General features: G+C 69.1%; 27 protein-coding genes. 19 read left to right on the forward strand and 8 right to left on the reverse strand.

Annotated elements, in window-relative coordinates; all coding sequences use genetic code 11:
* The first annotated feature begins 140 nt into the window (after positions 1-140).
* From LVB77_RS03035 to LVB77_RS03045, 3 genes are read left to right on the forward strand one after another with little or no spacing between them, the layout of a single operon-like run.
* Entirely contained in the window at positions 141-287 is a 147-nt protein-coding gene (locus LVB77_RS03035; RefSeq protein ID WP_232908745.1) for a hypothetical protein, read from the forward strand.
* Positions 284-883: a cytochrome c oxidase assembly protein gene (locus LVB77_RS03040; RefSeq protein ID WP_232908746.1), complete on the forward strand. Its 600-nt coding sequence runs from the start codon at positions 284-286 to the stop codon at positions 881-883. Before LVB77_RS03035 ends, LVB77_RS03040 begins: the two co-directional genes overlap by 4 nt.
* Positions 884-933: 50 nt before the next feature.
* Positions 934-1,812 (forward strand): cytochrome c oxidase subunit 3, encoded by an 879-nt coding sequence (locus LVB77_RS03045; RefSeq protein WP_232908747.1) that lies wholly within the window; start codon positions 934-936, stop codon positions 1,810-1,812.
* A gap of 106 nt (positions 1,813-1,918) precedes the next feature.
* Here the strand turns inward: LVB77_RS03045 and LVB77_RS03050 are convergent, their stop codons facing one another.
* Positions 1,919-2,146: a twin transmembrane helix small protein gene (locus tag LVB77_RS03050; protein WP_232908748.1), complete on the reverse strand. Its 228-nt coding sequence runs from the start codon at positions 2,144-2,146 to the stop codon at positions 1,919-1,921.
* Between the two features lie 60 nt (positions 2,147-2,206).
* Between LVB77_RS03050 and LVB77_RS03055 the strand changes: the two genes are divergently transcribed.
* The 5 genes from LVB77_RS03055 to LVB77_RS03075 all read left to right on the forward strand — a co-directional run bounded on the left by LVB77_RS03055 (position 2,207) and on the right by LVB77_RS03075 (position 7,007).
* Positions 2,207-2,932, forward strand: coding sequence for an SURF1 family protein (locus LVB77_RS03055; RefSeq protein WP_232908749.1), 726 nt, complete (start codon positions 2,207-2,209; stop codon positions 2,930-2,932).
* Positions 2,929-3,504 carry a hypothetical protein gene (locus LVB77_RS03060; protein WP_232908750.1) on the forward strand — a complete coding sequence of 192 codons (576 nt, stop codon included), beginning with the start codon at positions 2,929-2,931 and terminating at the stop codon, positions 3,502-3,504. Before LVB77_RS03055 ends, LVB77_RS03060 begins: the two co-directional genes overlap by 4 nt.
* 64 nt (positions 3,505-3,568) lie before the next feature.
* Positions 3,569-4,717 (forward strand): COX15/CtaA family protein, encoded by a 1,149-nt coding sequence (locus LVB77_RS03065; RefSeq protein WP_232908751.1) that lies wholly within the window; start codon positions 3,569-3,571, stop codon positions 4,715-4,717.
* Positions 4,718-4,719: 2 nt separating this feature from the next.
* Entirely contained in the window at positions 4,720-5,649 is a 930-nt protein-coding gene (gene cyoE / locus LVB77_RS03070; protein WP_232908752.1) for a heme o synthase, read from the forward strand.
* 116 nt (positions 5,650-5,765) lie between these two features.
* Entirely contained in the window at positions 5,766-7,007 is a 1,242-nt protein-coding gene (locus tag LVB77_RS03075) for an amidohydrolase family protein (protein ID WP_232908753.1), read from the forward strand.
* Positions 7,008-7,129: 122 nt separating this feature from the next.
* Here LVB77_RS03075 and LVB77_RS03080 read toward each other — a convergent pair whose 3' ends face one another.
* Positions 7,130-7,999, reverse strand: a complete 870-nt coding sequence (locus LVB77_RS03080; protein WP_232908754.1) for a hypothetical protein — start codon at positions 7,997-7,999, stop codon at positions 7,130-7,132.
* Between the two features lie 114 nt (positions 8,000-8,113).
* On the opposite strand from LVB77_RS03080, the gene LVB77_RS03085 reads away from it, so the two are divergent.
* From LVB77_RS03085 to LVB77_RS03095, 3 genes are all read left to right on the forward strand, one after another.
* A complete protein-coding gene (locus LVB77_RS03085; RefSeq protein ID WP_232908755.1) occupies positions 8,114-8,563 on the forward strand; it encodes a RidA family protein in 450 nt (149 codons plus the stop codon).
* A 98-nt stretch (positions 8,564-8,661) separates the two neighbouring features.
* Positions 8,662-9,798, forward strand: coding sequence for a membrane dipeptidase (locus LVB77_RS03090; protein ID WP_232908756.1), 1,137 nt, complete (start codon positions 8,662-8,664; stop codon positions 9,796-9,798).
* Positions 9,795-10,919 (forward strand): membrane dipeptidase, encoded by a 1,125-nt coding sequence (locus LVB77_RS03095; RefSeq protein WP_232908757.1) that lies wholly within the window; start codon positions 9,795-9,797, stop codon positions 10,917-10,919. The genes LVB77_RS03090 and LVB77_RS03095 overlap by 4 nt, the downstream gene beginning before the upstream one ends.
* Before the next feature lie 393 nt (positions 10,920-11,312).
* On the opposite strand, the gene dnaG is transcribed toward LVB77_RS03095, so the two are convergent.
* The 3 genes from dnaG to rpsU all read right to left on the reverse strand — a co-directional run bounded on the left by dnaG (position 11,313) and on the right by rpsU (position 14,259).
* Positions 11,313-13,082: a DNA primase gene (gene dnaG / locus LVB77_RS03100; RefSeq protein WP_232908758.1), complete on the reverse strand. Its 1,770-nt coding sequence runs from the start codon at positions 13,080-13,082 to the stop codon at positions 11,313-11,315.
* Between the two features lie 359 nt (positions 13,083-13,441).
* Entirely contained in the window at positions 13,442-13,888 is a 447-nt protein-coding gene (locus LVB77_RS03105) for a GatB/YqeY domain-containing protein (RefSeq protein ID WP_232908759.1), read from the reverse strand.
* Positions 13,889-14,043: 155 nt separating this feature from the next.
* The gene (gene rpsU / locus LVB77_RS03110) at positions 14,044-14,259 is read right to left on the reverse strand and encodes a 30S ribosomal protein S21 (protein ID WP_031371286.1); all 216 of its coding nucleotides are present in this window, start codon (positions 14,257-14,259) and stop codon (positions 14,044-14,046) included.
* A 124-nt stretch (positions 14,260-14,383) separates the two neighbouring features.
* Between rpsU and tsaD the strand changes: the two genes are divergently transcribed.
* The 4 genes from tsaD (at position 14,384) to LVB77_RS03130 (ending at position 17,484) form a co-directional block, all read left to right on the forward strand.
* Entirely contained in the window at positions 14,384-15,409 is a 1,026-nt protein-coding gene (tsaD, locus tag LVB77_RS03115) for a tRNA (adenosine(37)-N6)-threonylcarbamoyltransferase complex transferase subunit TsaD (protein ID WP_232908760.1), read from the forward strand.
* Between the two features lie 186 nt (positions 15,410-15,595).
* Positions 15,596-15,955, forward strand: coding sequence for a dihydroneopterin aldolase (gene folB / locus LVB77_RS03120; RefSeq protein WP_232908761.1), 360 nt, complete (start codon positions 15,596-15,598; stop codon positions 15,953-15,955).
* A 62-nt stretch (positions 15,956-16,017) separates the two neighbouring features.
* The gene (folK, locus tag LVB77_RS03125; RefSeq protein ID WP_232908762.1) at positions 16,018-16,506 is read left to right on the forward strand and encodes a 2-amino-4-hydroxy-6-hydroxymethyldihydropteridine diphosphokinase; all 489 of its coding nucleotides are present in this window, start codon (positions 16,018-16,020) and stop codon (positions 16,504-16,506) included.
* 147 nt (positions 16,507-16,653) lie between these two features.
* Positions 16,654-17,484 carry a DUF6159 family protein gene (locus LVB77_RS03130; RefSeq protein WP_232908763.1) on the forward strand — a complete coding sequence of 277 codons (831 nt, stop codon included), beginning with the start codon at positions 16,654-16,656 and terminating at the stop codon, positions 17,482-17,484.
* Positions 17,485-17,724: 240 nt separating this feature from the next.
* On the opposite strand, the gene LVB77_RS03135 is transcribed toward LVB77_RS03130, so the two are convergent.
* Positions 17,725-18,483: a pteridine reductase gene (locus LVB77_RS03135; protein WP_232908764.1), complete on the reverse strand. Its 759-nt coding sequence runs from the start codon at positions 18,481-18,483 to the stop codon at positions 17,725-17,727.
* Positions 18,484-18,621: 138 nt separating this feature from the next.
* On the opposite strand from LVB77_RS03135, the gene LVB77_RS03140 reads away from it, so the two are divergent.
* The 4 genes from LVB77_RS03140 to LVB77_RS03155 all read left to right on the forward strand — a co-directional run bounded on the left by LVB77_RS03140 (position 18,622) and on the right by LVB77_RS03155 (position 23,176).
* A complete protein-coding gene (locus LVB77_RS03140) occupies positions 18,622-18,801 on the forward strand; it encodes a hypothetical protein (RefSeq protein ID WP_232908765.1) in 180 nt (59 codons plus the stop codon).
* Positions 18,802-18,877: 76 nt separating this feature from the next.
* A complete protein-coding gene (locus LVB77_RS03145; RefSeq protein WP_232908766.1) occupies positions 18,878-20,092 on the forward strand; it encodes an SAM-dependent methyltransferase in 1,215 nt (404 codons plus the stop codon).
* On the forward strand, positions 20,089-20,532 hold the full coding sequence (locus tag LVB77_RS03150; protein ID WP_232908767.1) for a VanZ family protein: 444 nt from the start codon (positions 20,089-20,091) through the stop codon (positions 20,530-20,532). Before LVB77_RS03145 ends, LVB77_RS03150 begins: the two co-directional genes overlap by 4 nt.
* Positions 20,533-20,659: 127 nt before the next feature.
* A complete protein-coding gene (locus LVB77_RS03155) occupies positions 20,660-23,176 on the forward strand; it encodes a TonB-dependent receptor (RefSeq protein WP_232908768.1) in 2,517 nt (838 codons plus the stop codon).
* A 353-nt stretch (positions 23,177-23,529) separates the two neighbouring features.
* On the opposite strand, the gene LVB77_RS03160 is transcribed toward LVB77_RS03155, so the two are convergent.
* On the reverse strand, positions 23,530-24,756 hold the full coding sequence (locus tag LVB77_RS03160) for a multifunctional CCA addition/repair protein (protein ID WP_232908769.1): 1,227 nt from the start codon (positions 24,754-24,756) through the stop codon (positions 23,530-23,532).
* A 26-nt stretch (positions 24,757-24,782) separates the two neighbouring features.
* Positions 24,783-25,160 carry a PH domain-containing protein gene (locus LVB77_RS03165; RefSeq protein ID WP_232908770.1) on the reverse strand — a complete coding sequence of 126 codons (378 nt, stop codon included), beginning with the start codon at positions 25,158-25,160 and terminating at the stop codon, positions 24,783-24,785.
* Positions 25,161-25,261: the final 101 nt, after the last annotated feature.

Here is a 25,261-nt window from a genome sequence, read left to right on the forward strand (position 1 = left end):
GGCTAGCGTCCAGCAAGAAGCACGGAGTACATCGCTTCGGATTGATACGGATTGCAAGCCATAACCCCGCCTTCCTTCGGAAGGCCGCCCCCTTAACTTAAGGGGGCTCCAAAGGTGGGGATTCCGGAGCTACTAAGACTATGAACAAGACGCCTCACAACCCGGATATCGAAGCGCGCCGCAAGAGCGCGCGGCGTACCGCGTTGTGGGCGGCGGGCATCGCGGTGACGGTGTACGTGCTGTTCATCCTCAGCGGCGTGATGTCGTCGGGCGGCGTGTCGCAATGAGCGCCGGCAGCGACCCGCGCGCCAGCAAGAACACCGCCGGGCTGCTCAAGCTGGTGCTGGTGGCGCTGGCCGCGTTCGCGTTCACCTTCACCCTGGTGCCGCTGTACCGCATCGCCTGCGAGAAGGTGTTCGGCATCCGTCTGGAGCGCACCGCCGCCGAAGGCGTGGCCGACGCCCAGGCCCAGGGCGCGCGCATGGTCACCGTGCAGTTCGACGGCGGCGTGAACTCCAAGCTGCCGTGGTCGTTCCACCCCAACCAGGTCACCATGCAGGTGCGCCCGGGCGAGCAGTACGAGACCACCTACTACGCGCATAACGACAGCGACCGCACCATCGTCGGCAGCGCCGTGCCCTCGGTCGCGCCGGCGCGCGCGTCGGGCTATTTCAGCAAAACCGAATGCTTCTGCTTCACCGCCCAGACCCTGGCGGCGGGCGAGAAGCGCGACATGCCGGTGCGTTTCATCGTCGACCCGAACCTGCCGGCCGACGTGAATACCATCACGCTGTCGTATACCTTCTTCAAGAACGACGTGCTCACCGCGCAACAGCAGGGGACGGCGGCCAAGACGCCGGCTTCGCCGCTGTCGGCGCCGTGATCCCGGTTTCGCCGCCCTTTCATCAGTACCGAACCTAACGGAACGCCGCCATGGCCCAAGCCCACACGCCAGACGCCAACACCTACTTCGTGCCGCATAGCAGCCGCTGGCCGTTCCTGGGTTCGATCGCCCTGTTCGCGACCATGATCGGCGTGGCCAGCTGGCTCAACGAAGTCAGCTGGGGCAAGCCCACCTTCTTCGTCGGCGTGGCGCTGCTGTGCGGCGTGCTGTTCGGCTGGTTCGGCGACGTGATCCGCGAGTCGGTGCGCGGCCACTACAACCGCCAGGTCGACATCTCGTTCCGCATGGGAATGATGTGGTTCATCTTCTCCGAGGTGATGTTCTTCGCGGCCTTCTTCGGCGCGCTGTTCTACGCCCGCCAGTTCGCGCTGCCGTGGCTGAGCGGCGAAGGCGACGGCGTGATGACCAACAGCCTGCTGTGGAGCGGTTACGCCGCCGGCTGGCCGACCAACGGCCCGGGCCTGATCGGCGGCGTGTTCGAGACCATCCCGGCCTGGGGCCTGCCGCTGCTCAACACCATGATCCTGCTGACCTCGGGCGTCACCGTGACCATCGCGCACCACGCGCTGAAGGCCGGCCACCGCAAGCAGCTGCTGATCTTCCTGGGCCTGACCGTGGCCCTGGGCTGTCTGTTCCTGTTCTACCAGGCCGAGGAATACATCCACGCCTACAAGGAACTGAATCTGACCCTGGGTTCGGGCATCTACGGCTCGACCTTCTTCATGCTCACCGGCTTCCACGGCCTGCACGTGACGCTGGGCACGCTGATGCTCGCGATCATCTGGTTCCGTTGCCTGAAGGGCCACTTCGACAAGGACAACCACTTCGCGTTCGAAGCGGTGGCCTGGTACTGGCACTTCGTCGACGTGGTCTGGCTGGGCCTGTTCCTGTTCGTCTACGTGCTGTAAGCGCGAACGACCGCCTTGCGCATCGGGCCGGCACTGCCGGCCCGTTTGCGTCTTGGGCACCTGGGATTTCGCGACGCCTGCCGCAGGGCGGCGGCGCGGCCGGGGCTCAGTTCGGATTGGATCCGATGCCGTGCGGCTGGATCCAGCCCATCTTGATCGACAGGATGATGATCAGGATCAATGCGACGGACAGCGCGATGCGGCGGGTCAGCGCGTTCACCGTGCGCTTGCTCTGCCCCCTGTCCACGAGCATGTAATAGAGGCCGGCGCCCAGGTTCCAGAGAATGACGACCAGGAACGCAATGATCAGCAGGGTCTTGAGCGAGTCGTTCATGGCGGCCTCCGCGCGCGTTAGCGCGAAAAGCGGATTATCGCAGTCCGGCCGGAGGATGTCGTGAGTCGCCGGCGCAACCTCGCCGTCGGCTGGACGCTGGCGCTGCTGACCGTCGCCGTGTTCGCCAATCTCGGCCTGTGGCAGTCGCGGCGCGCGGTGGAGAAGCAGGCCATGCTGGACGCTTCGGCGCGGGTGCTGAGCGAGCGCAAGGCGGTTCCGCTGGCGCAGGCCGCCGACCCGGCCCGCCGCCGCGATTACGACTGGGCCAGCGGCCGCGGCCGCTTCGACGCGCGCGGCGCTCTGTTGCTGGACAACCAGCAGCGCAACGGCCGCGCCGGCGTGCGCGTCTATCGCGTGTTCGTGCCCGAGCGGGGTGCGGGCACCCCGCTGCTGGTCGACCTGGGCTGGCTGGCCCTGGACGGGCAGCGCCGCTTCCCGAGCATTCCGCGCCCCGAGGGCGCGATGGAACTGCGCGGCCTGCTCGCGCCGCCGCCTTCGACCGGCATCGCGCTGGGGCCCGCGCTAGGCGAGGAAGGCGAGGGCTGGCTGCTGACCCGCGTCGACACCGATGCGATCGGCCCCGGCATCGGCCTGTCGGTGCCGCTGGCGCCGCGCGTGCTGCGCCTGGACCCGGCGCTGAAGCTGGGCTACGAGCGCGACCTGGAATTGCTCGCCAACACCCTGCCGCCCGAACAGCACCGCGGCTACGCGCTGCAATGGTTCGCGCTGGCCGCCGCGGTGCTGGCCACCGCCCTGATCCTCACTTTCCGGAAGTCCCGCCGATGAACGCACCGTCCCCCGACGACACCGCCAAGCGCAATCGCAACCGCGCGATGCTGCTGGCGATCTTCGCGCTGTTCTTCGGCAGCATGCTGATCGCCGGCGCGCTGCGTTTTTCGGGCTGGCGCCCACACGGCATGAAGAACCACGGCGAACTGCTGCAACCGCCCGGCGATCTGCGCGAGGTGACGCCGCGCCTGGCCGACGGCAAGGCCTACGAATGGCGTCCGGCCGAACGCCGGTGGCGGATCGCGCTGGCGCCGCCGGCCGGCTGCGCCGCCGAATGCGTGAAGCTGGCCAAGGAGTTGGACACCGTCTGGCAGCTGTTCGGCAAGGACGCGGATTCGGTCGATCTGCTGTGGATCGGTCAGCCGCCCGCGGGCGCGCCGCACCCGGCCGCGCTGCGTGTGCTGCAGCCCACGCCGCAGCTGCGCGCCGGCCTGCCGCGCGCGGACGATCCCAAGGGCGTGCCGGTCTACGTGATCGACCCGAACGGCTTCGTGATTCTGCGCTACGCTCCGGGCTTCGATCCGGCCGGCCTGCGCAGCGATCTGTCCAAGCTGCTGAAACTGATGTGATCCGGTGGCGGACCGCCGCCGCGTCCGCCTCCGCTCGCCACCGAGACCACCGCAAGAGTTCCGCATGAACGTGACGTTCAAACCGACCTGGTACCGCAACTTCCACCGCATCGCCTGGTTGGCGGTCGCGCTCGCGCTGTGCGTGATCGTGTTCGGCGCGTTCGTGCGCCTGTCCAACGCCGGCCTGAGCTGCCCCGACTGGCCGACCTGCTATGGCCGCGCCGCATGGCCGACCGCCGCGCACGAGATCGGCGACCACGCCGCCACCGCGATCCGTCCGGTGGAAGTGCACAAGGCCTGGCGCGAACAGTTCCACCGCATGATCGCCGGCTTGCTCGGCGTGCTGACGCTGACCCTGGCGCTGCTGGCCGCGCGTCGCCGCCGTTACGGCGTGGCGCAGGTGATCGTGGCGGCCGCGCTGGTGGCGGTGTCGATACCGTTGTACATGAAGGGCCAGCACGTCGCCGCGTCGGTGCTGGCCGCGATCGGCGAGGCCGTGCTGCTGTTCGCCGCCTTGCGCTGGAGCAACAGCGACCTGTCGCGTGTGGCCGCGCTGACGCTGGCGGTGATCGTGTTCCAGGCCTTGCTGGGCATGTGGACGGTGACCTGGCTGCTCAAGCCCATCGTGGTGATGGGCCATCTGCTGGGCGGCCTGCTGACGTTCTCGCTGCTGCTGTGGATGGCCTGGCGCGCGACCGATCTGCCGATCCGCCTGGCCGAGGCGGCGACCGTGCGCAGGCTGCTGATCGTCGGCATCGTCCTGCTGGGCGTGCAGATCGCGCTGGGCGGCTGGACCAGCGCCAACTACGCCGCGCTCGCCTGCGGCAACGACTTCCCGACCTGCGTCGGCCAGTGGATGCCCAAGCACGACTTCCGCGAAGCCTTCGTGCTGTGGCGCGGCATCGGCGTGGACTACGAGGGCGGCATCCTCGACGGTGAGGCGCGCATCGCGATCCAGCTCGCCCATCGCGCGATGGCGATGGTGGTGTTCGTGTACCTGCTGGGCCTGGCGATCAAGCTGCTGCGCACGCCGGGCATGCCCGGCTGGGGCTCGCTGCTGGCGCTGCTGACGCTGGCCCAGGTCGGCCTGGGCATCGCCAACGTCAAGCTCAGCCTGCCGCTGACGATCGCGGTGCTGCATAACGCCGGCGCGGTGTTGCTGTTGTTCGTGCTGGTGTCCTTGCTCGCGCGTCTGCGCGCGCCGGAGAATTGAACGTGGCCACCGTCCAACGCGCCAGCGCACGCCAATACTGGGATCTGACCAAGCCGCGCGTGGTCGCGCTGATCGTGTTCACCGCCCTGGTCGGCATGCTGCTCGCGATCGACGGCATGCCCACCATTGCCGAGACCGTGCGCGGCCTGCTCGGCTTCCTCGGCATCTGGCTGGCCGCGTCCAGCGCGGCGGCGATCAACCAACTGCTGGACTCGCGCATCGACGCCAAGATGGCGCGCACGTCGTGGCGGCCCATCGTCGCCGGCCAGATCACGCCGCGGCAGGCGCTGGTGTTCGCATTGATCCTTGCCGCGCTGTCGATGGCGATCCTGATCGCGTGGGTGAACCCGCTGACCGCGATCCTCACCTTCGCCTCGCTGATCGGCTACGCGGTGATCTACACCGTCTACCTCAAGCGCGCGACGCCGCAGAACATCGTGATCGGCGGCATCGCCGGCGCCGCGCCGCCGGCGCTGGGCTGGGCCTCGATCACCGGCACCCTGGACCCGCACGCGCTGCTGCTGGTGCTGATCATCTTCGTCTGGACGCCGCCGCACTTCTGGGCGCTGGCGATCTTCCGCCGCGAGGACTACGCGCGCGCGATGGTGCCGATGCTGCCGGTCACCCACGGCGTGCAGTACACGCGCTGGCAGATCCTGTTCTACACCGTGCTGCTGGTGGTGGTGACGGTGCTGCCCTGGGCCACCGGCATGAGCGGCCTGTTCTACCTGGGCGGCGCGCTGGTGCTGGGCCTGGTGTTCCTGGCCTACGCCTGGAAACTCATGGACCCGCCGGACGAGCTGTACGCGATGAAGGTGTTCAACTACTCCATCGTCTATCTGATGGCGCTGTTCGCGTTCCTGCTGGTCGATCACTGGCTGCTGCCGCTGATGCAGCCGGCGCCGCTGTTCGAATTGCAGCCGGTGGTCTGACCGCGTCGCGCACGCCGTCCTAGCGACGGTGTGCCGACTGTGGCGGACGCGCCGCGCGCGCAACCCGGCGGCGCGAATCCGCATCCAAGGCGGACCGTTCCCGCAGGATGTGCCGCATGCGTTCCCTGTTCGTCCGTCTGTTCGCCGCGCCGGTAGCGGTCTGGCTGCTGCTGTGCGCGCCCGTTCCCGCGGCCGCCGCGATCGTCGAGTACCGCAACGCGCATTGGTTCGACGGCACGCGCTTCGTGCAGGGGCGTTGGTACGCGGTGGACGGTACCTTGACCCAGCGCAAGCCGGCCCGGATCGACCACGTGCGCGACCTGCGCGGCGGCTACGTGTTGCCGCCGCTGGCGGACGCGCACAACCACAATCTGCAAAACGCCTGGGGCGTGCGCAATCATCGCGCGCGCTATCTGGCCGACGGCGTGCAGTACGCGGCCATGCTGTGCGGCGACGCCGCCTCGACTCGAGCCGCGCGCGCCGAACTGGGGGCGGCTCCGATCGAGGTGCTGTACGCCAGCGCCTGCATCTCCAGTTCCGACGGCCATCCGCTGGCGATGGCGCGGCGCAATCCAGACGGCAGCCTGCTCGCGCCCGAGCAGGTATACGACCGCGACTACATCGTCGTCGACACGCCGGCCGACATCGAAGGCAAATGGCCGCTGGTGCGCGCCGCGCAGCCGGATCTGGTCAAGCTGGTGCTGGTCCACAGCGAGCTGGCGCAGCGGCGCGGCGACCCGCGCCACTTCGGTTACAACGGACTGAAGCCGGAACTGGTGGCGCCGCTGGTGCGCAAAGCGCACGCCGACGGCCTGCGCGTGGCGGCGCATGTGGAATCCGCAGCGGACTTCCGTGTCGCCGTCGATGCCGGTGTCGATCTGATCGCCCATTTGCCCGGCTATCAGATCTGGGATGGCCGCGACGAGGCCGACTATCGACTCGACGACGCCGACATCGCGCGCGCGGCGCAGCGCGGCATCGCGGTGATCGCGACCGCCAACGCCGCACTGCAGACCAATGACGATCCGGCCAAGCTCGAGCGCGTGCAGCGCCTGCAGCGCGACAATCTGCGACGGCTCGTCGCCGCCGGCGTGGCGATCGCGATCGGCAGCGACCGCTACGACGGCACCGCGCTGGCCGAGCTGGAATATCTGGCGCGGCTGCAGGCGATGCCGCTGCCGCAGCTGCTGCGCGCGGCGGTGGAGACCACGCCCGCGCTGCTGTTTCCGCGGCGCCGCATCGGCCGCATCGCCGAGGGATACGAAGCCAGCTTCCTGGTCCTGCGCGGCGATCCCCTGGCGGATCCCGCTGCCTTGCGCGGGATCGAGTGGAAAGTCCGCAAGGGCGAGATCTATTGAGCCAGTGCGCGCCGCGCGCGCCACGGACTTCGGCGCCGTAGGGTGCGGTGTGAGCCGCACCATCGCGAGGGCACGATGAGACGGCGCGGTGGTCGCCGCATCCTACGGCGGCCTCCATTCGCTTAGTCGCCGCAGCGTGGCGGCCAGCTGCGGTCCGGATCGGGCGCGAGATCGACCAGGAACAGCTCGCCGGAGTCGCGCGGGTTGGCGGCTTGTCCGAACAAAACCCGATCGCCGGCCGGCGATAGCAGCGGGCCGACCTGGAACACGTCCTCGCGCGCGGGCACGCGTCCCTGCGCGACCCAGCGCCCGTCCTCGCGCTGGAACCGGTACAAGTGCGAGCGGCCGTCGCCGCGCTGTCCGACCAGGATCAGCCGGTGTCCGTCGCGCGAGACCTCGACTTCGTACTCCTGTTCCGCGGTGCTGATCGGCGGGCCGACCAGGTCCACGTCCCAGGCGCCGTCGGCCCGTGGCGTGGCCAGATAGATGTCGGTCAGGCCGGGCCCGCCCGGGCGTGAAGAACCGAAGTACAGCCGTCCGTCGGCGGTCTCGCGCGGCAGCAGCTCGGACTCGGTCGAGTTCACCGGCGCGGGCAGGCGTTGCGGCTGGCCCCAGGCGCCGTCGTCGCCACGCTCGACGCGCCAGATGTCCAGATCGTCGGGATTGCGGCTCGCGCGCGAGGACACGTAGTACAGGCGCCGGCCGTCGGCGCTGAAGTAGGGATCGGCTTCCTGGGCCCGCGGCGGGCCCGCGAACGCGGGCGGCACCGGCGCGCTCCAGCCGCCGCGCTCGCAACGCGACATCAACAGACGGTAGCGGCCGAACGCGCGATCGCTGCGCATGAAGTACAGCTCGCGCCCGTCCGGCGAGAACGTCGGCGAGGATTCGTACTGATCGCTGGCGATCGCCGCAGGCGTCCACGGCTGGGTTGCGTCCGCATGGCAGGCCCCGGCGAGCGCGGCAAGCAGGCACAGCGGCAGACAGGTGCGCATAGCGGCGGGCTCGGGCGAGGGCGGGCGCCCTGTTCGCCGCAGCCTAGCGCGGCTCTACCGGTAAAACAAGTTTTAACGGTTATGATGCCGCGACATCCAGAGCGAGGGGCGACGATGGACAGAAGACATTTCTGCGCGGCGGCATTGGCATCTTGCGCGCCGCTGGCGGCGGCCGCGCCGGCGGCCGGACGGGGCCGGCGCAGTTACGCGGTCGCCGACGGCACCTATGCCCAGGCCGCCGAAGTGCGCCAGCCACGGCGCTGGCTGTTCGTGAGCGGGCAGGTGCCGGCCGACGCGCAAGGCGAGGTACCGGAAGGGTTCGAGGACCAGTGCCGGCTGGCCTGGCGCAATGTCGGCGCGCAACTGCAGGCGGCGGGCATGGGCTACGCGCACCTGCTCAAGGTCACCATCTATCTGGCGCGACGCGAGGATCGCGACGCGGCGCGGGCGGTGCGGCAGGAGCTGCTGGGCCGGCTGCCGCATCCGCCCGCACTGACCGTGGTGGTGGCCGGGATCTATGACAGCGCTTGGCGGTTGGAGATCGAGGCGATCGCGGCGGATTGATCGTCCCGCGCGCCCGCAGGCCCCGGCATGCGCCGAGCCGGTGCATGCTGCGGCCGCGCGGTGGGCTAGAGTCTGCGCGACGCACACGGAGGGCAGACATGATCGATCGACGTGAGTTCATCGGCGCCGCGGGACTGGCCGCATTGGCCGCCATGGCCAACCCCGCATTCGCCGCCGCGGCCGCGCCGCCGCGTTGGAAACCGTACCGCGACACCCTCGCCATCGACGCGCTGGGCGGTACCGAATTGTTCTACATCAAGCCCGACGACCCGGGCGTGCCCACCGCGTTGAAAGCGCTGCGCGAGTGCGGACTGACCGGCATCATGGCCAGCGTCGCGCCGCAGGGCCGCTTCTGGTACACCGACCAGGCCTACGCCGAGACCAAGCAGCGCGTCGAGGATTGGAAGGCGACCATCGCGCGCCATCCCGAGGTGATGCTGCTGGTGCGCAACGCCGCCGACCTCAAACAGGCGCAGCGCGAAAAGAAGGTCGGCATCATCCTCACCTTCCAGGGCACCGAGACCCTGGGCGAGGACGTCGACCGTATCTCGCTGTACCGCGAGCAAGGCCTGCGCGTGCTGCAGCTCACCCACAACCGCCGCAACCTGATCGGCGACGGCTGCATGGAGCCGGGCAACGCCGGCCTGAGCAATCTCGGCCATCAGGTGGTCGAGCGGCTCAATGCCGAGAAGATCGTGGTCGATCTGGCCCACGGCGCGCCGCGCACCATCCGCGAAGGCATCCTGGCCTCCAAGGTGCCGGTGCTGATCGGGCATACCGGCTGCCGCGCGCTGGCCGACGTGCCGCGCATGGTCTACGACGACGAGCTCAAGCTGCTGGCCGATCGCGGCGGCGTCGCCGGCATCATGTTCTGGCCGTACCTGCGCAAGCAGGGGCAGCAGACCTCGGCCGACATCATTCGGCATATCGAACACGCGCTCAAGGTCTGCGGCGAGGACCATGTCGGCATCGGCACCGACCTCAACCTGACCGCCGTGGACATCACGCCCGAGTACGTGAAGGACAACACCGAGTTCATAAAAAGCATGATCGCCGACGGCATCTTCGAGCAGGGGCGCGATCCCAACCTGTTCCTGTTTCCGCCCGACCTCAACACCGCCGACCGCTTCGAGACGCTGGCCGGGATGCTGTCGGCGCGCGGGCATTCGGATGCGCGCATCGCTAAGATCCTCGGAGGCAACTTCGCCCGCGTCATGACCGAGGTGTGGGGATGATCGACCGTCGTGGTTTTCTGCTCGGTGCCGGCGGCCTCGCGCTGACCGGCCTGGCCCGCAACGCGCAGGCCTTCGCGCCGCCGCCGCGGTGGGCGCCGTATACCGACGCCTTCGTGCTGGACGCCTGTAGCACGCTGGGCCGGCAGGACCACCAGGGCGATGCGCCCTTGGACGCGCTCGAGCTGGGCGATCTGCGCGAGTCCGGGCTCAGCGCCATGCAGGTCACCGTGTCGACGGTGGGGCGCTACGAGGATGCGTTCGAGCAGACCATGGCGCAGATCGCCTCCTGGGACGACGAGACCGCGCGCCATCCCGAGCAGTTGCTGCTGGCGCGCACCGGCGCCGATCTGCAGCGCGCGCAGAGTGAGCGCAAGACCGCGCTGATCTACGGTTTCCAGGACACCACGCCGATCGGCGAGGACCTCGACCGCGTGACCCTGTTCCATCGCAGCGGCGTGCGCGTGGTGCAGCTCACCTACAACCTGCGCAACCTGGTCGGCGACGGCTGCCTGGAGCCGGGCGACGGCGGTCTGAGCAAGTTCGGCCATCAGCTGATCGAGGCTTTGAACGAAAAAAAGATCGTCGTCGACCTGGCCCACAGCGGCCGCCGCACCGCGCTGGAAGGCATCGCCGCCTCGAAGTCGCCGGCGGTGATCAGCCATACCGGCTGCGCCGCGCTGGCCGCGCTGCCGCGCAACAAGACCGACGCCGAGTTGCGCGCGGTGGCCGAGCGCGGCGGCGTGGTCGGGATCTACCTGATGCCGTTCCTGCGCACCAAGGGCCAGCCGATGGCCGCCGACCTGATCGCGCACCTCGAACACGCGGTCAAGATCTGCGGCGAAGACCATGTCGGCCTGGGCAGCGACGGCACCGTGTCGGCTACGCGCCTGACCGCCGAGTACAAGGCCGAGCACCGCAAGTTCATCGCCGAGCGCCGCGCCAAGGGCATCTCGGCGCCGGGCGAAGCCGACGACGTCTACCTGATCCTGCCCGACCTCAACCACCCGCGCCGTTTCGAAACCCTGGCGGCGATGCTGTCGGCGCGCGGCCATTCCGACGCGCGCATCGGCAAAATCCTGGGCGGCAACTTCAAGCGGGTGATGAGCGAAGTCTGGGGTTGAGCGCCGGGCAGCGCGTCGCCGCGTCGACGTAGGGTGCGGTGAGCGCAAGCGAACCGCGCCGTCGCGTGGCTTCGAGGGATCGCGATGGTGCGGTTGTCACCGCACCTTACGAGACCGTGATCCGCGCAAGAGTTTTCGCAGGAGCAGTCCGGCCGGCTTCTGCTCTTGCCGTCATTCCCGCGAAAGCGGGAATCCAGTGACTTGGAAGATGCTTGCGTGCACGTTAGGCCTATCGGGGCTAGCTGTGCACCGAGACATGCTCCGCGACTTGAAGCTGTGCGCTGAAGTCACTGGATTCCCGCTTTCGCGGGAATGACGAGCTAAAAGCAACTGCGGAAACTGAAGGCGCACCGCGCGATACGCCTACGGGCCGATGGGGCACACCGACTCCCCTCAGAGCGCAGGCCCCGAATACCCCGCGATCTGCGCACGCAGCGCGCGCGCTTCCTGCAGCAGGCGCGCGGTTTCCGCGCGCTCCTCCATGCTCAGCGCCGACGGCCCGAGTTCGCGCAGCTTGTCGGCGATCTCGGCCTGGCGCTGTTCCACGGCCTGCAGCTCCAGCTGGCTGATGGTGCCCAGGAAATAGCGGTTGATGACCTGCTCGTCGCCGACGAAGCTGCCGGCGGCGAGTTTCTGCAGCGCCTTGGCTTCCTCGCGTTCGGCGAAGTGCTCGATCAGGGCGCCGGTGTTGATGTCCGGCCGCGCCGCGATCAGCTCGACGATTTCCGTCAGCAGCTCGATGCCGTTCTGGCGCAGCACCGCGAAGCGGTAGGGCGTGGGCAGCTCCAGCGCCAGCGACGGCTGCTGCAGCAGCAGCTCGATCGCCGCGCGCACCAGCGAACGCTTCTGCGGCGGCGCGTTGCCGCGCGCGCGCTGCGCGGGCACATGCGTGTCCGGCGTGCTCGCGCGCGCGCCGACGCCGGTCAGCTCGGTGAGGCGCTGACGCATCAGATCGCCGAAGGCGCCGTCGGGAATCTGCGCCAGCAGCGGCTTGGCGCGTTCGGCCAGACGGCCCTTGCCTTCCAGGGTGCCGAGGTTGACGTCGGCGGACAGCGAATCGAACAGGAACTGCGACAGCGGCGTGGCCTCGCGCAGGCGGCGGTCGAACCCTTCCGCGCCCTCGTTGCGCACCAGCGAATCGGGGTCCTCGCCGTCGGGCAGGAACAGGAAAAACGCCTGGCGCCCGTCCTTCATGCGCGGCAGCACCGACTCCACCGCTTTCCAGGCCGCGCCGCGGCCGGCGCGGTCGCCGTCGAAACAGAAATAGACATCGGCCGCGTTGCGGAACAGCAGTTCGGCGTGGTCGGGCGTGGTCGCGGTGCCTAGCGTGGCGACCGCGGTGTCGACGCCGTGCTGGAACAGGGCGACCACGTCCATGTAGCCCTCGACCACGATCAGGCGCGGGATCTTGGTATGGGCCTGGCGCACCTGCCACAGGCCGTAGAGTTCGCGGCCCTTGTGGAACAGCTGGGTTTCCGGCGAGTTGAGGTACTTCGGCCCGTCTTCCTTGTCCAGCACGCGCCCGCCGAAGGCGATGGTGCGGCCGCGGCGGTCGTGGATAGGGAACATCACCCGGTCGCGGAATTTGTCGTAGACGCGGCCGCTGTCGTTCTTGGAGAACAGCCCGGCGCGTTCGAGCAACTTCATCCGGCGCTCGTCGGTGCCCAGCGCGTCGCGCAGCGCATTGAAACCGTCGGGCGCGTAGCCGATGCCGAAACGCTCGCGCACGTCCGCGCTGACGCCGCGGTGGTCCATGTAGCCCTGGACCTTGCCGCTGAGGCCGTACTGCTTCTGGAAGAACTTGGACGCGGCCTCGACCGCCGCGTACAGATCGCGGCTGTCGGAGTTCTCGTTGCGCTGTTGCGTGTCGCGCGGCACCTCGACGCCGAGGCGCTTGGCCAGTTCCTCGACCGCATCGAGAAACTCGAGGCGGTCGTAGTTCATCAGGAAGCTGATGGCGGTGCCGTGCGCGCCGCAGCCGAAGCAGTGATAGAACTGCTTGGTCGGCGATACCGTGAACGAGGGCGAGCGCTCGTCGTGAAAGGGGCAGCGCGCCGAATATTCCTTGCCCTGCCGCTTCAACGGAATGCGCGCGCCGATCAGCTCCACGATGTCGGAGCGGGCGAGCAGGTCGTCGATGAAGGCGTCGGGGATGCGGGCCATCGGAGGGCTAGGATGCCATGCAGTCAGGGTGAAAACGACAAAGCCGGGCAGCCCCGGCTTTGTCTGGAGACGATGCTCAGTCCCTAAAAGTAGTGGTCGCGTTCGGAGCCTTCATAGCGGCCGCTGCGCAGGCAGCAGTACCTTGAACCTCCGAGCGGACCCGCACGGGCAGGGATCGTTGCGGCCCAGCTTCTCGATCAATTCCTTGTTCGAGTGGACCACCCGGTCGCCGCGTTTTACCTGGGTCTCGGATGGGTAGCCTTTGCGACGCTTACGGGTGGTTTCGAAAGCTCACGTCGTGGGTGTGGTTACGCTTCATGGTGCACCTCCTTGCGGTGGCCCGATCGGGCCGGAAAGTCTTACTTGCTCAGGCGCTGCTTCACCAACACCGACACCTGGCCCATATCGGCCTGGCCGGCGAGCTTGGCCTTGAGCGGGCCCATCAGCTTGCCCATGTCGGCGGGGCCGGCGGCGCCGGTCTCAGCGATGGCGGCATCGATCGCGGCCAGGATCTGCGCCTCGCCCATCTTGGCCGGGATGTAGCGCTCGATCACCACGATCTCGTCGCGCTCGACCGCGGCCAGATCCTCGCGCGCGGCGGCTTCGTACTGGCTGACCGAATCGCGGCGCTGCTTGACCATCTTGTCGAGCACGGCGATCACGGCGGTGTCGTCCAGCTCGATGCGCTCGTCGACTTCCTTCTGCTTGATCGCGGCGTTGATCAGGCGGATCACGCCCAGGCTCTGCTTGTCGCCGCTCTTCATCGCGGCCTTCATGTCGTCGGTGAGTCGTAGCTTGAGGCTCATGGCGCGCTCCTGGAGAGGGACCGGAAGGGTGGGAATGGGGTGTGGGCCGCATGGCGGCCGAAACGCAAAAAGCCGGCGGCGCAAGGCGCGGCCGGCTCCTTGGTCATCCCTCGCAGGCCCCGTCCACGGACGGTGGGGCTGCGTGGGACGCGCGATCAGTACAAGCGCTGGCGCTTGGTGACGTCGCGCGAGGCGCGGCGCGCCTGACGCTTGACCGCGGCAGCGGCCTTGCGCTTACGCTCCTGGGTCGGCTTCTCGTAGAACTCGCGCTTGCGGGTCTCGGCGAGCACGCCGGCCTTTTCGCAGGTGCGCTTGAAGCGACGCAGGGCAAACTCGAAGGGCTCGTTTTCGCGGACTTTGACGCTGGGCATACGTAATCTCGATTCGGGGACCGGCCCGTGCAGACCGGGCGAGCCGTGCATTATAGCGGCGGGGCTACGGAAGGTGCAACATAGCCCCCATGAAGGCGAAAGACCCCCTACCGCAGGCCCGCCGATGAAGGTTCTGGGCATCGAAACCAGCTGCGACGAGACCGGTGTGGCGGTGTACGACACCGAAACCGGGCTGCGTGCGCACGCGCTCTATAGTCAGATCGCCCTGCACGCGGAGTATGGCGGCGTGGTCCCCGAGCTGGCCAGCCGCGACCACGTGCGCAAGCTGCTGCCGCTGATCCGCCAGACCCTGGACGAGTCCGGGCTGCGGGTGGAGGACCTGGACGGGGTGGCTTATACCGCCGGCCCCGGCCTGGTCGGGGCCCTGCTGGTCGGGGCCGGGGTGGCGCGCTCGCTGGCCTGGGCCCTGGATCTGCCGGCGGTGGCGGTGCACCACATGGAAGGCCATCTGCTGGCGCCGCTGATGGAGGACGACCCGCAGGGCCGCCCGCAGCCGCCGTTCGTGGCCCTGCTGGTCTCCGGCGGCCACACCCAGCTGGTCGCGGTGGACGCCATCGGGCGCTATCGCCTGCTCGGCGAGACCCTGGACGACGCCGCCGGCGAGGCCTTCGACAAGACCGCCAAGCTCATGGGCCTGCCGTACCCGGGCGGCCCGCAGCTGGCCGCGCTGGCCGAACGCGGCCGGCCCGGCGCCTACAAGTTCTCGCGGCCCATGACCGACCGTCCGGGGCTGGATTTCAGCTTCAGCGGCCTCAAGACCCACGTGTTGCTGACCTGGCGCGACAGCGACCAGAGCGAGCAGACCATGGCCGACATCGCGCGCGGCTTCGAGGACGCGGTGGTCGAGACCCTGACGATCAAATGCGAGCGCGCGTTGGACGCGGCCGGCTGCGAGACCCTGGTGGTGGCCGGCGGAGTCGGCGCCAACAAGCGCCTGCGCGCGCGGCTGGCGCAGATGGCCGACCGCCGCGGCGGCCGGGTCGCGTTCCCGCGGCCGGCGTTCTGCACCGACAACGGCGCGATGATCGCCTACGCTGGCGCGCTGCGCCTGCAGGCGGGCCAGCGCGAGGACGCGTCGGTGAGGGTGACGCCGCGCTGGGACATGGCGCAGTTGCCGGAAGTGGTGTGAGCCTTCGCGAGCGTTCGCCGATGGCGGGGCTTGCGCGCTAAAGTCACTGGATCCCCGCGTCCGCGGCGATGACGGTGTTGGAATGGCGCGGGCACGTTGGCTATCGTCGCTCCGGCTGCTCGAATACCGCCGCTTACGAACGCCTCTTCTTCCCCTTTTCAGTTCCGAACCCCAATCCCGACGCTTATGGACCACGTCTTCATCGAAGGCCTCGAAATCGAGGCGCTGATCGGCATCTACGACTGGGAGCGGCGCATCCGCCAGCCGCTGGTGTTCGACCTGGAGATGTCGTTCGACAACCGCATCCCCGCCGCCAGCGACGCGATCGAGGACACCTTGAACTACAAGGCGGTGAGCAAGCGCATCATCGAGTACGTCTCGCAGTCGGACTTCGGCCTGGTGGAAACGCTGGCCGAGCGCGTGGCGGCGATCGTGATCGAGGAGTTCGGCGTGCGGCGGGTGCGGCTGAAGCTGAGCAAGCCCGGCGCGGTGCGCGGCGCGCGCGCGGTCGGCGTGCAGATCGTGCGCGAACGCGCCGCCGGCTGAGCCGCGGCGCGATTTCCTTCTTCGATCCCGTCCGGCGACGCCCGGGCGCAGCGGACACAGCGATGGGCAAGGCTTACCTCAGTCTCGGCAGCAACCTGGACGCCGCGGTCCATCTGCGCGGCGCGATCGCAGCCTTGCGCGAGCGCTTCGGCGAGGTGGTGCTGTCGCCGGTCTATCGCACGCGCGCGGTCGGCTTCGACGGCGCCGACTTCTACAACAGCGCCGCCATCGTCGACAGCGAGCTGGAGCCGCAGGCGCTCAACGACTGGCTGCACGCGCTGGAGGACCGCCACGGCCGCGACCGCAGCGGCCCGCGCTACAGCGACCGCACCTTGGACATCGACATCGTGCTCTACGACGACCGCAGCTTCGACGGGCCGGGCAACCTGCGCATTCCGCGCCCGGAGCTCAAGCACGCCTTCGTGCTGCGCCCGCTGGCCGAGATCGCGCCGGCGCTGGTGGTGCCCGGCGACGGCCGCACCCTGGCCGAGCTGTGGCGCGCGCACCCGGACTACGGGCAGGCGGCGGTGGTCGCCGACATCGGCGAGTGAGCGCGCGCGGCGCCGGTCACATCCGCCGCCTGCCGTCGGTCTATGCCTCCATGAGCGCACGCCGCCGGTCGGCGCGTCGCCGCCAGCGCTTGCGATGTGCCGGGTTTGGCCTGAGCATGCGTCCATTCATCCACGGGGGATCGCACGATGTTCGAAAAGTTTTCGCGTAGCTGGGGTCTGGTCAAGGCGAGCGCGGGCGTGTTGCGCTCGGACAAGGAGCTGATGCTGTTCCCGATCATCTCCAGCGCGGCGACGCTGCTGGTGCTGGCGACCTTCCTGGTGCCGATGTTCGCGCTGCGCCTGTTCGAGAACGGCGTCGGCGTGGGCGGGATCGTGTTCGGCTTCCTGTTCTACTTCTGCCAGTACAGCGTGATCATCTTCTTCAACTGCGCCCTGGTCGGCGCGGCGATGATCCGCCTGGACGGCGGCGACCCGACCCTGCGCGACGGTTTCAACGCCGCCAAGGCACGCCTGCCCGCGATCCTGGGCTACGCCGCGATCGCCGCGACCGTGGGCCTGATCCTGCAGTCGCTGAAGGACCGCGACAACAACTTCATCGTGCGCATGATCGGCTCCGGCCTGGGCGCGGCCTGGACCCTGGCCACCTTCATGGTGGTGCCGGTGCTGGTGAGCCAGAACGTGGGCCCGATCGACGCGCTCAAGTGCAGCATCGGCCTGCTCAAGCAGACCTGGGGCGAGAACGCGATCGGCAACGTCGGCATCGGCGCGGCGTTCGGCCTGATCACCTTCGCGGTGATCGCGGTCGGCGCGCTGCTGGCCTTCGCGGCGGCGCAGGTGTCGGTCGGCCTGGCGATCGCGGTGGGCGCGGTGTTCGTGATCGCGGTGCTGCTGCTGGGCGTGTACCAGTCGGCGCTGAGCGGCATCTACTCGGCGGCGCTGTACCGCTACGCGACCGAAGGCGAAGCGCCGGCCGCGTTCCGTTCGCTGGAGCTGCAGACGGCGTTCGCGCCGAAGTAATGCCTGGAGCCCCTCTCCCGCCGGGAGAGGGGTTGGGGTGAGGGTTCGGCGCGAGCGCGATGCTCGAACCTCATGTCGGACCCTCATCCGGCCCTACGGGCCACCTTCTCCCACGGGAGAAGGAAAATCCGAAACCTCGCGCCACTTAGCCCTTCTCCCGCCGGGAGAGGGGTTGGGGTGAGGGTTCGGCGCGAGCGCGATGCTCGAACCTCATGTCGGACCCTCATCCGGCCCTGCGGGTCACTCCCCCAACAACCGCCCGCCATCCACCCGCAGCACCTGCCCGGTGGTGTAGCGCGCCTCGCGCAGCAGCCAGCGCACCGCTTCGGCGATTTCCTCGGCGCTGCCGGTGCGGCCCAGGGGCGTGCGCGCCAGCATCGCGGCCTTGGCCGCTTCGTCCTTACCCGCGCCGTCGGCGCCGGGCTCCGGCCACAGGATCGCGCCGGGCGCGACCGCGTTGACCCGCACCTGCGGCGCCAGTTCCAGCGCCAGCGCGCGCGTGGCCATCACCAGCGCGGCCTTGGCCATGCAGTACAGGGCGTGATCGCGCAGCGGGCGTTCGGCGTAGATGTCGACCAGGTTGACGATCGCGCCTTGCGCGGCCTGCAGGTGCGGCGCCGCGGCCTGGGCCAGGAAGAACGGCGCGCGCGCGTTGCTGGCGAACAGCGCGTCCCACTGCGCCGGCGTGGCGCTGCCGATCGGCGTGGGCGCGAACGCCGAGGCGTTGTTGACCAGGGCATCGAGCCGGCCGTAGCGGCCGACCGTGTGCGCGATCAGTTCCGGCAGGCGGTCGAATTCGGCCAGATCGGCCTGCAGGGTCAGGGTGCTGCCGGGGCGGCGGGCTTCGAGTTCGGCGGCCAGCGCGGTCATGGCGTCGGCGGAGCCGCGGTAGTGCAGGGCCAAGTCGTAGCCGTCGGCGTGCAGCGCGCGCGCGATCGCGGCGCCGATGCGCTTGGCGCTGCCGGTGACCAGGGCGACGGGGGCGGGCGTGGGGGGCATGGCGGTCGCGGGCGACGGGGTGGCGGCCAGTGTCCCATGCGGCCGGACACGATGCGCGGCGCTTGATCCGGAGCCGCTTCGTCACCACTCCCTCGGTGAGCGGGCCTTTCGCGCCGTCGCTGCCACCGGAGTCGAGCCATGCCCAAGTTGAAGCGGTCGACGGGGACGTTGCTGGGATACTGCGCAGGGTTCCTGTTCCTGCTGGCCGTATGTTTGTACTTCAGCTCAAGGTGGTGGTGGCTGGCCGGCATGCTGGCCGTGGTGTGCGAGCTCGCGCACTGGATCGTTTTGTACCGCTCGCAGCGTGGGCCGGATTAAAGGCCATAGCAGGTACTCTTGTGTGAGCGCGACGCGGCTTTGCGGCGTGCCCGAAAAGTACGATTCCGGTGACCGTATGTCCGATCCGACCCTGAACGACCTCCGTCGCGACGCCGCGACCCTGCCCGCGCCGGGCTCCGACGCGCTGGAGCACAGCGCGCGCCTGGAGGCGCTGATCCGCGAGCAGATCGGGGTCAACGACGGCGCGATCCCGTTCTCGCGTTTCATGGAGTTGGCGCTGTATGCGCCGGGGCTGGGCTACTACAGCGCCGGCGCGCGCAAGTTCGGCGGCGACGGCGATTTCGTCACCGCGCCCGAGATCGGCCCGGTGTTCGCCGCCTGCGTGGCCGAGGCGGTCGCGCCGGTGCTGCGCCAGCTCGGGCCCGGCGCGCGCTTCCTGGAACTGGGCGGCGGCACCGGCGCCTTCGCCGAGGTCGCGTTGAAGCGGTTGCTGGAGCTGGACGCGCTGCCGGACCGCTATGCCATCCTCGAGCCCAGCGCCGAGCTGCGCCACCGCCAGCGCGAGCGCCTGCAAGAGCGCCTGACGCCGCCGCTGTTCGAGTTGCTGGAATGGCTGGACGGACCGTTCCCGGAGGATTGGGACGGCGTGCTGTTCGCCAACGAGGTGATCGACGCCTTGCCGACGCCGCGCTTCGCGATCCGCAACGGCGAGGTCTACGAGGAAAACGTCGTGATCGACGGCGACGGTTTCGCGCGCGAACTGCGCGAGGCCGACGCCTTCCTCGGCAACGCCGTGCGCCAGGTCGAACGGCGCCTGGGCCGCGCGCTGGAGGAAGGCTATCGCTCGGAACTGCTGCCGCAGCTGCCGTACTGGATCCAGGCCGTGTCCGGCGGCATGCGCGCCGGCGCGATGCTGTTCGTCGACTACGGCTACGCGCGCGCCGAGTACTACGCACCCGAACGCAGCGACGGCACCCTGCGCGCGTTCTACCGTCACCGCATGCACCACGACGCGCTGCTGTGGCCAGGCCTGCAGGATCTGACCGCCTCGGTGGATTTCACCGCGCTGGCCGAGGCCGGTGTCGGCGCCGGTTTCGATTTCGCCGGCTACTGCTCGCAGGCCAGTTTCCTGCTCGGCAACGGTCTGGCCGGCGTGCTGGAACGCGTCGAGGCGATCGCCGACGACGCCGAGCGCCAGCGCCGCCACAACGAGATCAAGCGCCTGACCCTGCCCAGCGAGATGGGCGAGCGCTTCCAGGTGATGGGCTTCGAGAAGGACGTCGAATTCGGCGTCGCCTTCCTGGCCGGCGATCTGAGCCACCGTCTGTGAGCACGGCGCGCAGGACCGGCGCGCCCAAGGGGCCGTGGCTGCGTGCGTTCCGCGCGCCGCGCCGTTGGCTGGCGCTGGGCGCGGCCGGTGTGATCGCGGTGATCGCGGTGTCGCTGCTGCCCGCGGGCGATCTGCCGCCGTCGCCGTTCGCCAACTCCGACAAGGTCGGCCATTTCCTGACCTACGCCTTGTTGTCGGCGTATGCCTGCATGCTGTTCGCGCGCATGCGGCCACAGGCCTTGAGCGCGGCCGCGCTGATCGTGTTGGGCGTGGGCCTGGAATACGCGCAAGCGCTGCTCACCGACAGCCGCATGGGCGACAGCCGCGACGCCTTCGCCAACGCCCTGGGCGTGCTGGCCGGGCTGATGACGGCCCCGACCCGGCTGGCGCTCATGCTGCAGCGCATCGACGGCCGCCTGGCGGACACGCATTCGTCATAGTGTGACCGGGGTCGTGGAGCCAAAGTCGGCACAGTCACACGGCGTATTGCGCAAAGGTTAAGAACTTGTGAACCTCGGGCCGGGCTTCAGGGGGAAGCCCGACCACCTCATTCGCAAGGAACCGACCATGTCCGCAGTGCACCGCAACCGACTGGCGCTGGCCGTGGCCGCCGCCATGGCCGCCAGCGCGATCGCCTCACCCGTTTATGCCCAAACCGCAGCGCCCGCGACCGCTGAGGACACCGCCACCACGCTGGACACCGTCCAAGTCACCGGCTCGCGCGTGCGCGGCCGCACCGCCGAGGACACCGCCGCGCCGGTCGACGTGATCGGCCGCGAAGAGATCAACGCCACCGGCGCGCTCGAGGTCGGCCAGATCCTGCAGATGCTGGAGCCCTCGTTCAATTTCTCGCGCACCTTCGTCAGCGACGGCACCGACATCCTGCGTCCGGCCACGCTGCGCGCGCTGGGTCCGGACCAGGTGCTGGTGTTGGTCAACGGCAAGCGCCGCCATCAGCAGGCGCTGGTCAACGTGCAGCAGACCATCGGCCGCGGTTCGGCCGGCACCGACATCAACGCGATCCCGGTGTCGGCGATCGAGCGCATCGAAGTGCTGCGCGACGGCGCCGCTGCGCAGTACGGTTCCGACGCGATCGCCGGCGTGATCAACATCATCCTCAAGCGCCAGACCGACCACACCGAGCTGTCGATCGAGGGCTCGCAGTACTACGCCGGCGACGGCGAGATGCTGCACGGCTCGGTCAACACCGGTTTCAAGCTGGGCGCGGACGGCTTCATCAACCTGTCGGCCGAAGCGCGCAACCGCAACGAGACCAACCGTGCCGGCCCCGACAGCCTGCGCACCAATCCGCCGCGCGTGACCCAGCGCCTGGGCGACGCCGACGCCAAGGACTACTACCTGTGGCTCAACGCCGGCCTGCCGGTGGGCAAGGGCGAGCTGTACTGGTTCGGCGGCCTGTCGCGTCGCGAGGGCGATTCCTCCGGCTTCTTCCGCAGCGCCGGCGACAACCGCACGGTGCCGGCGCTGTACCCGAACGGCTTCCTGCCCAACATCCTGACCACGGTCGACGACGCCTCGCTGGCGGTCGGCTACAAGGCGCCGCTGGGCGAGAACTGGGACTGGGACGTTTCGATCAACCACGGCCGCAGCAAGTTCGGCTTCGAGGAAGCCAACTCGGTCAACGTGAGCTGGTGGTACGAGCCGCGCGATCCGGCCAACCCGGCCGCGGGCATCTACGCCGCCTCGCCGACCAAGGCCAAGACCGGCACGCTCAAGTACGACCAGACCACCTTCAACCTCGACTTCCGCGGCAGCGTGAAGGGCTTCAACGACAATCCGCTGTACCTGGCCACCGGTTTCGAATGGCGCCAGGACAACTACGCGATCGAGGCCGGCGACCCGGTGTCGTACATGTACGGGCGCACCAACAATCCGGCCATCGTCATCCGCGGCCAGACCGGCGACATCGCCGCCGGCGGCATCCAGGGCTTCCCGGGCTTCACGCCCGGCACCGAGGTCGACGAGGGGCGCCACAGCATGGCGCTGTACTTCGATGCCGAAACCAACCTGAGCGAGCGCTTCCTGCTGGGCGGCGCGGTGCGTTTCGAGGACTACTCCGACTTCGGCAACACCACCACCGGCAAGCTGTCGGCGCGCTTCAACGCCAGCGAGCGCTTCGCCTTGCGCGGCACGCTGTCCACCGGCTTCCGCGCGCCGGGCGTGCAGCAGCAGTACTACAACCAGGTCTCGACCAACCTCAATCCCGACGGCACCCTCACCGACACCCTGACCGCGCGTCAGGACAGCGCAGTCACGCGCGCGCTGGGCGTGGCGCCGTTGAAGGAAGAAACCTCGCGCAGCGGTTCGGTGGGCATGGTGTTCAAGCCCAATGAGCGCTTCTCGCTGACCGCCGACCTGTTCCGCATCGACATCGACGACCGCATCATCTTCTCCGGTGTGATCGCGCCCGAGTCGGTCGGCACCGACGGCCTGGCCTGCAACGCCAGCAACAGCAACTGCCCGATCGCCGCCGCGCTGGCGCCGTTCCGCGTCGGCCAGGCGCAGTTCTTCACCAACGCCATCGACACCCGCACCACCGGCCTGGACATCGTCGCCAACCACAACACCGAGTTCGCCAGCGGCAGCAACCTGACCCTGACCGCGCTGGTGCACTTCAACAAGACCGAGGTGCGCGAGATCCATTCCAACTCACCGATCCTGTCGCCGGGCCAACTGTTCGACGCGGCGCAGATCACCCTGGTCGAGCGCGGCCAGCCGCGCGCGCACCACGTGTTGCAGAGCGTGTACGAAGCCGGCCCCTGGACCATCACCGGCCGCGCCAACTACTACGGCTCGGTCACCGGCGAGTTCTTCGCGCCGGAACAGACCTGGGGCGGCAAGACCCTGTTCGACCTGGCGGTGCGCTACTCGTTCAACGACAACCTGCACCTGACCGTGGGCGGCAACAACATCTTCGACCAGTACCCGGACAAGTGGTCGGTCGGCGCCGACAACCCGGGCGTGAACCCGTTCCCGTCGCTGGGCTTCAAGTACGGCTGGGAAACCATGCCGTTCGGCATGAACGGCGGCAGCTACTACGTGCGGCTGGATTACCGCTTCTAAGCCGCGCGCACGGTGGAGTGGCAGGAACGCCGGGCGGCCGCGAGGCCGCCCGGCGTTCTTTTTTTCCGGACGCGATATAGCGCCTTGGGGTAGGAGCGGCGTAAGCCGCGACCCGGAAACCGCCGTGCTGCATGGGTTTCGTCGCAGCCGCGGCTTCGCGGTCGCGGCTTACGCCGCTCCTACCCCAAAGCCTGCGATGTATCGGTACAAGTCGCCACTGGCGCTGTGGGAGCGGCGTAAGCCGCGATGTTGCCGCGATGGCGCGGCGGAGTTCGCTACGCGTGCGCAGCCTCAATCGCGGCTCACGCCGCTCCCACAGAAAGCGGCCATCGGTGCTCCAGGGGCCGCTGGAGTTACTCCGGCGGTCGCGCCACCGCGGCGATGGCCGCGATGCGCGCGCGGCGCAGCGCCTCGCCGACTTCGGGGCCGCTGCGGCCCTTCGCTATCTCGGACGCGCGCACGGCCAGCGCGGCGTCCAGTGCGTCGCGCAGGCGCTGGCCTTGCGGATACGGGACTTCCGACAAGCCGGTGCGGCCGCGTTTGTCGGCTTCGCAGACCACGCTCATGCGGCGCACGCGCTCGGGCTGACGGAAGCCGTCGCAGCGCGCGATCAGCTCGAAGACCGTGGCCGCGCGCAGTTCATCGAAGCGATGCACGTTGAGGTGTTCGCGGCAGGCGGCTTCGGCGAGCAGACGATGATCGGTCGGCACCTTCAGGCGCTCGCTGAGCGCGCGCAAGGGTTCCAGGCCGGCGCGTTCGTGGCCCTGGTGCTTGGGCAGCATGTCGGCGGGCGTCAGCGCTTTGCCCAGGTCGTGGGTGAGCGCGGCGTAGCCGATCAGATCGTCGCCCGGCGCCAGACGCGCGGCCATGTCGCAGACCAATTCGGTGTGGATGCCGGTGTCGACTTCCGGATGGTACTCGGCGCGTTGCGGCACGCCGTACAGTGCGTCGACCTCCGGCAGCACCGCGGCCAGCGCACCGGCGTCGCGCAAGGTGCGCAGGAACGCCGACGGACGTTCGCAGGCCAGCGCGCGGCGCAGTTCCTGCCACACGCGTTCGGGCACCAGTTCGGCGAGCTCGCCGGATTCGGCTATGTGCCGCATCAGCGCGGTGGTCTCGGGCGCCACGCTGAAGCCCAGCGCGGCGAAGCGCGCCATGAAGCGCGCCGCGCGCAGCACCCGCAGCGGATCCTCGACGAAGGCCGGGCCGACATGGCGCAGCACACGCGCTTGGATATCGCGCGCGCCGCCGTAGGGATCGATCAGGGAGCCGTCGTCGTCCTGCGCGATCGCGTTGATGGTGAAATCGCGCCGGATCAGATCCTCTTCCAGCGATACCGAGGGATCGGCATCGACGACGAACCCGCGGTAGCCGCGCCCGGACTTGCGTTCGGTACGCGCCAGCGCGTACTCCTCGCCGGTGTCCGGATGCAGGAACACGGGGAAATCGCGCCCGACCGGCTTGTAGCCGGCGTCCAGCATGGCCTGCGGCGTGGCGCCGACCACGACGTAGTCGCGATCGCCCGCGGGGCGTCCGAGCAAGCGGTCGCGGACCGCGCCGCCGACCAGGTAGGTTTTCATCGCGCGACCATCGGCCTGGCGCGCGCTCAGCGCGGCGAGTTCTGCGCCAGCAGCGCGATGATGTCCTCGGCGCCGCTGCTGCGGCCGAGGTGGCGCACGATCGGCGCCGGCTGGCCCGACACCCAGACCCGCAGTTCGGATTCCAGATCGAAGTGGCCGGCGGTCTCCAGCGAGAACATCACGATGCTGCGGTAGGGCAGGCTGAGGAATTCGGTCTTGCGGCCGGTCACGCCCTGCTTGTCGACCAGGATCAAACGCCGGTCGGTGAACACGATCAGGTCGCGGATTTCGCCGAACGCGCGCTGCACGGTTTCGCCGGGCGCGAGCAGGGGCATGAAGTCGTCGGCGATCTTGTCGACCGGCTTGTCGCCGGCGTGGCCGAGCAGGGTGTCGAGCAGGCCCATGGCGGCGCTCCTGTTTTGAGGGTTGGCTACCGATGCTAAGGGTTGCGGGGCGGGAGGGCGAGGGTGATGGGGCTCGATCGCGGAGGTTTCGCGTTTTTGCC

The organism is Lysobacter sp. 5GHs7-4 (genome assembly GCF_021284765.1).
Classification (GTDB): Bacteria; Pseudomonadota; Gammaproteobacteria; order Xanthomonadales; family Xanthomonadaceae; genus Lysobacter.

Excerpts from the sequence above, each read along its gene's own strand:
- LVB77_RS03160 (WP_232908769.1), bottom strand. The coding sequence starts at position 24,756 with ATGAAAACCTACCTGGTCGGCGGCGCGGTCCGCGACCGCTTGCTCGGA.
- LVB77_RS03060 (WP_232908750.1), top strand. The coding sequence starts at position 2,929 with ATGAACGCACCGTCCCCCGACGACACCGCCAAGCGCAATCGCAACCGC.
- LVB77_RS03035 (WP_232908745.1), top strand. The coding sequence starts at position 141 with ATGAACAAGACGCCTCACAACCCGGATATCGAAGCGCGCCGCAAGAGC.
- LVB77_RS03145 (WP_232908766.1), top strand. The coding sequence starts at position 18,878 with ATGTCCGATCCGACCCTGAACGACCTCCGTCGCGACGCCGCGACCCTG.
- LVB77_RS03085 (WP_232908755.1), top strand. The coding sequence starts at position 8,114 with ATGGACAGAAGACATTTCTGCGCGGCGGCATTGGCATCTTGCGCGCCG.
- LVB77_RS03080 (WP_232908754.1), bottom strand. The coding sequence starts at position 7,999 with ATGCGCACCTGTCTGCCGCTGTGCCTGCTTGCCGCGCTCGCCGGGGCC.
- LVB77_RS03130 (WP_232908763.1), top strand. The coding sequence starts at position 16,654 with ATGTTCGAAAAGTTTTCGCGTAGCTGGGGTCTGGTCAAGGCGAGCGCG.
- folB (WP_232908761.1), top strand. The coding sequence starts at position 15,596 with ATGGACCACGTCTTCATCGAAGGCCTCGAAATCGAGGCGCTGATCGGC.
- LVB77_RS03105 (WP_232908759.1), bottom strand. The coding sequence starts at position 13,888 with ATGAGCCTCAAGCTACGACTCACCGACGACATGAAGGCCGCGATGAAG.
- LVB77_RS03140 (WP_232908765.1), top strand. The coding sequence starts at position 18,622 with ATGCCCAAGTTGAAGCGGTCGACGGGGACGTTGCTGGGATACTGCGCA.
- dnaG (WP_232908758.1), bottom strand. The coding sequence starts at position 13,082 with ATGGCCCGCATCCCCGACGCCTTCATCGACGACCTGCTCGCCCGCTCC.
- LVB77_RS03135 (WP_232908764.1), bottom strand. The coding sequence starts at position 18,483 with ATGCCCCCCACGCCCGCCCCCGTCGCCCTGGTCACCGGCAGCGCCAAG.
- LVB77_RS03040 (WP_232908746.1), top strand. The coding sequence starts at position 284 with ATGAGCGCCGGCAGCGACCCGCGCGCCAGCAAGAACACCGCCGGGCTG.
- LVB77_RS03045 (WP_232908747.1), top strand. The coding sequence starts at position 934 with ATGGCCCAAGCCCACACGCCAGACGCCAACACCTACTTCGTGCCGCAT.
- LVB77_RS03155 (WP_232908768.1), top strand. The coding sequence starts at position 20,660 with ATGTCCGCAGTGCACCGCAACCGACTGGCGCTGGCCGTGGCCGCCGCC.
- LVB77_RS03065 (WP_232908751.1), top strand. The coding sequence starts at position 3,569 with ATGAACGTGACGTTCAAACCGACCTGGTACCGCAACTTCCACCGCATC.
- LVB77_RS03075 (WP_232908753.1), top strand. The coding sequence starts at position 5,766 with ATGCGTTCCCTGTTCGTCCGTCTGTTCGCCGCGCCGGTAGCGGTCTGG.
- LVB77_RS03095 (WP_232908757.1), top strand. The coding sequence starts at position 9,795 with ATGATCGACCGTCGTGGTTTTCTGCTCGGTGCCGGCGGCCTCGCGCTG.
- rpsU (WP_031371286.1), bottom strand. The coding sequence starts at position 14,259 with ATGCCCAGCGTCAAAGTCCGCGAAAACGAGCCCTTCGAGTTTGCCCTG.
- tsaD (WP_232908760.1), top strand. The coding sequence starts at position 14,384 with ATGAAGGTTCTGGGCATCGAAACCAGCTGCGACGAGACCGGTGTGGCG.
- LVB77_RS03050 (WP_232908748.1), bottom strand. The coding sequence starts at position 2,146 with ATGAACGACTCGCTCAAGACCCTGCTGATCATTGCGTTCCTGGTCGTC.
- LVB77_RS03090 (WP_232908756.1), top strand. The coding sequence starts at position 8,662 with ATGATCGATCGACGTGAGTTCATCGGCGCCGCGGGACTGGCCGCATTG.
- LVB77_RS03165 (WP_232908770.1), bottom strand. The coding sequence starts at position 25,160 with ATGGGCCTGCTCGACACCCTGCTCGGCCACGCCGGCGACAAGCCGGTC.
- folK (WP_232908762.1), top strand. The coding sequence starts at position 16,018 with ATGGGCAAGGCTTACCTCAGTCTCGGCAGCAACCTGGACGCCGCGGTC.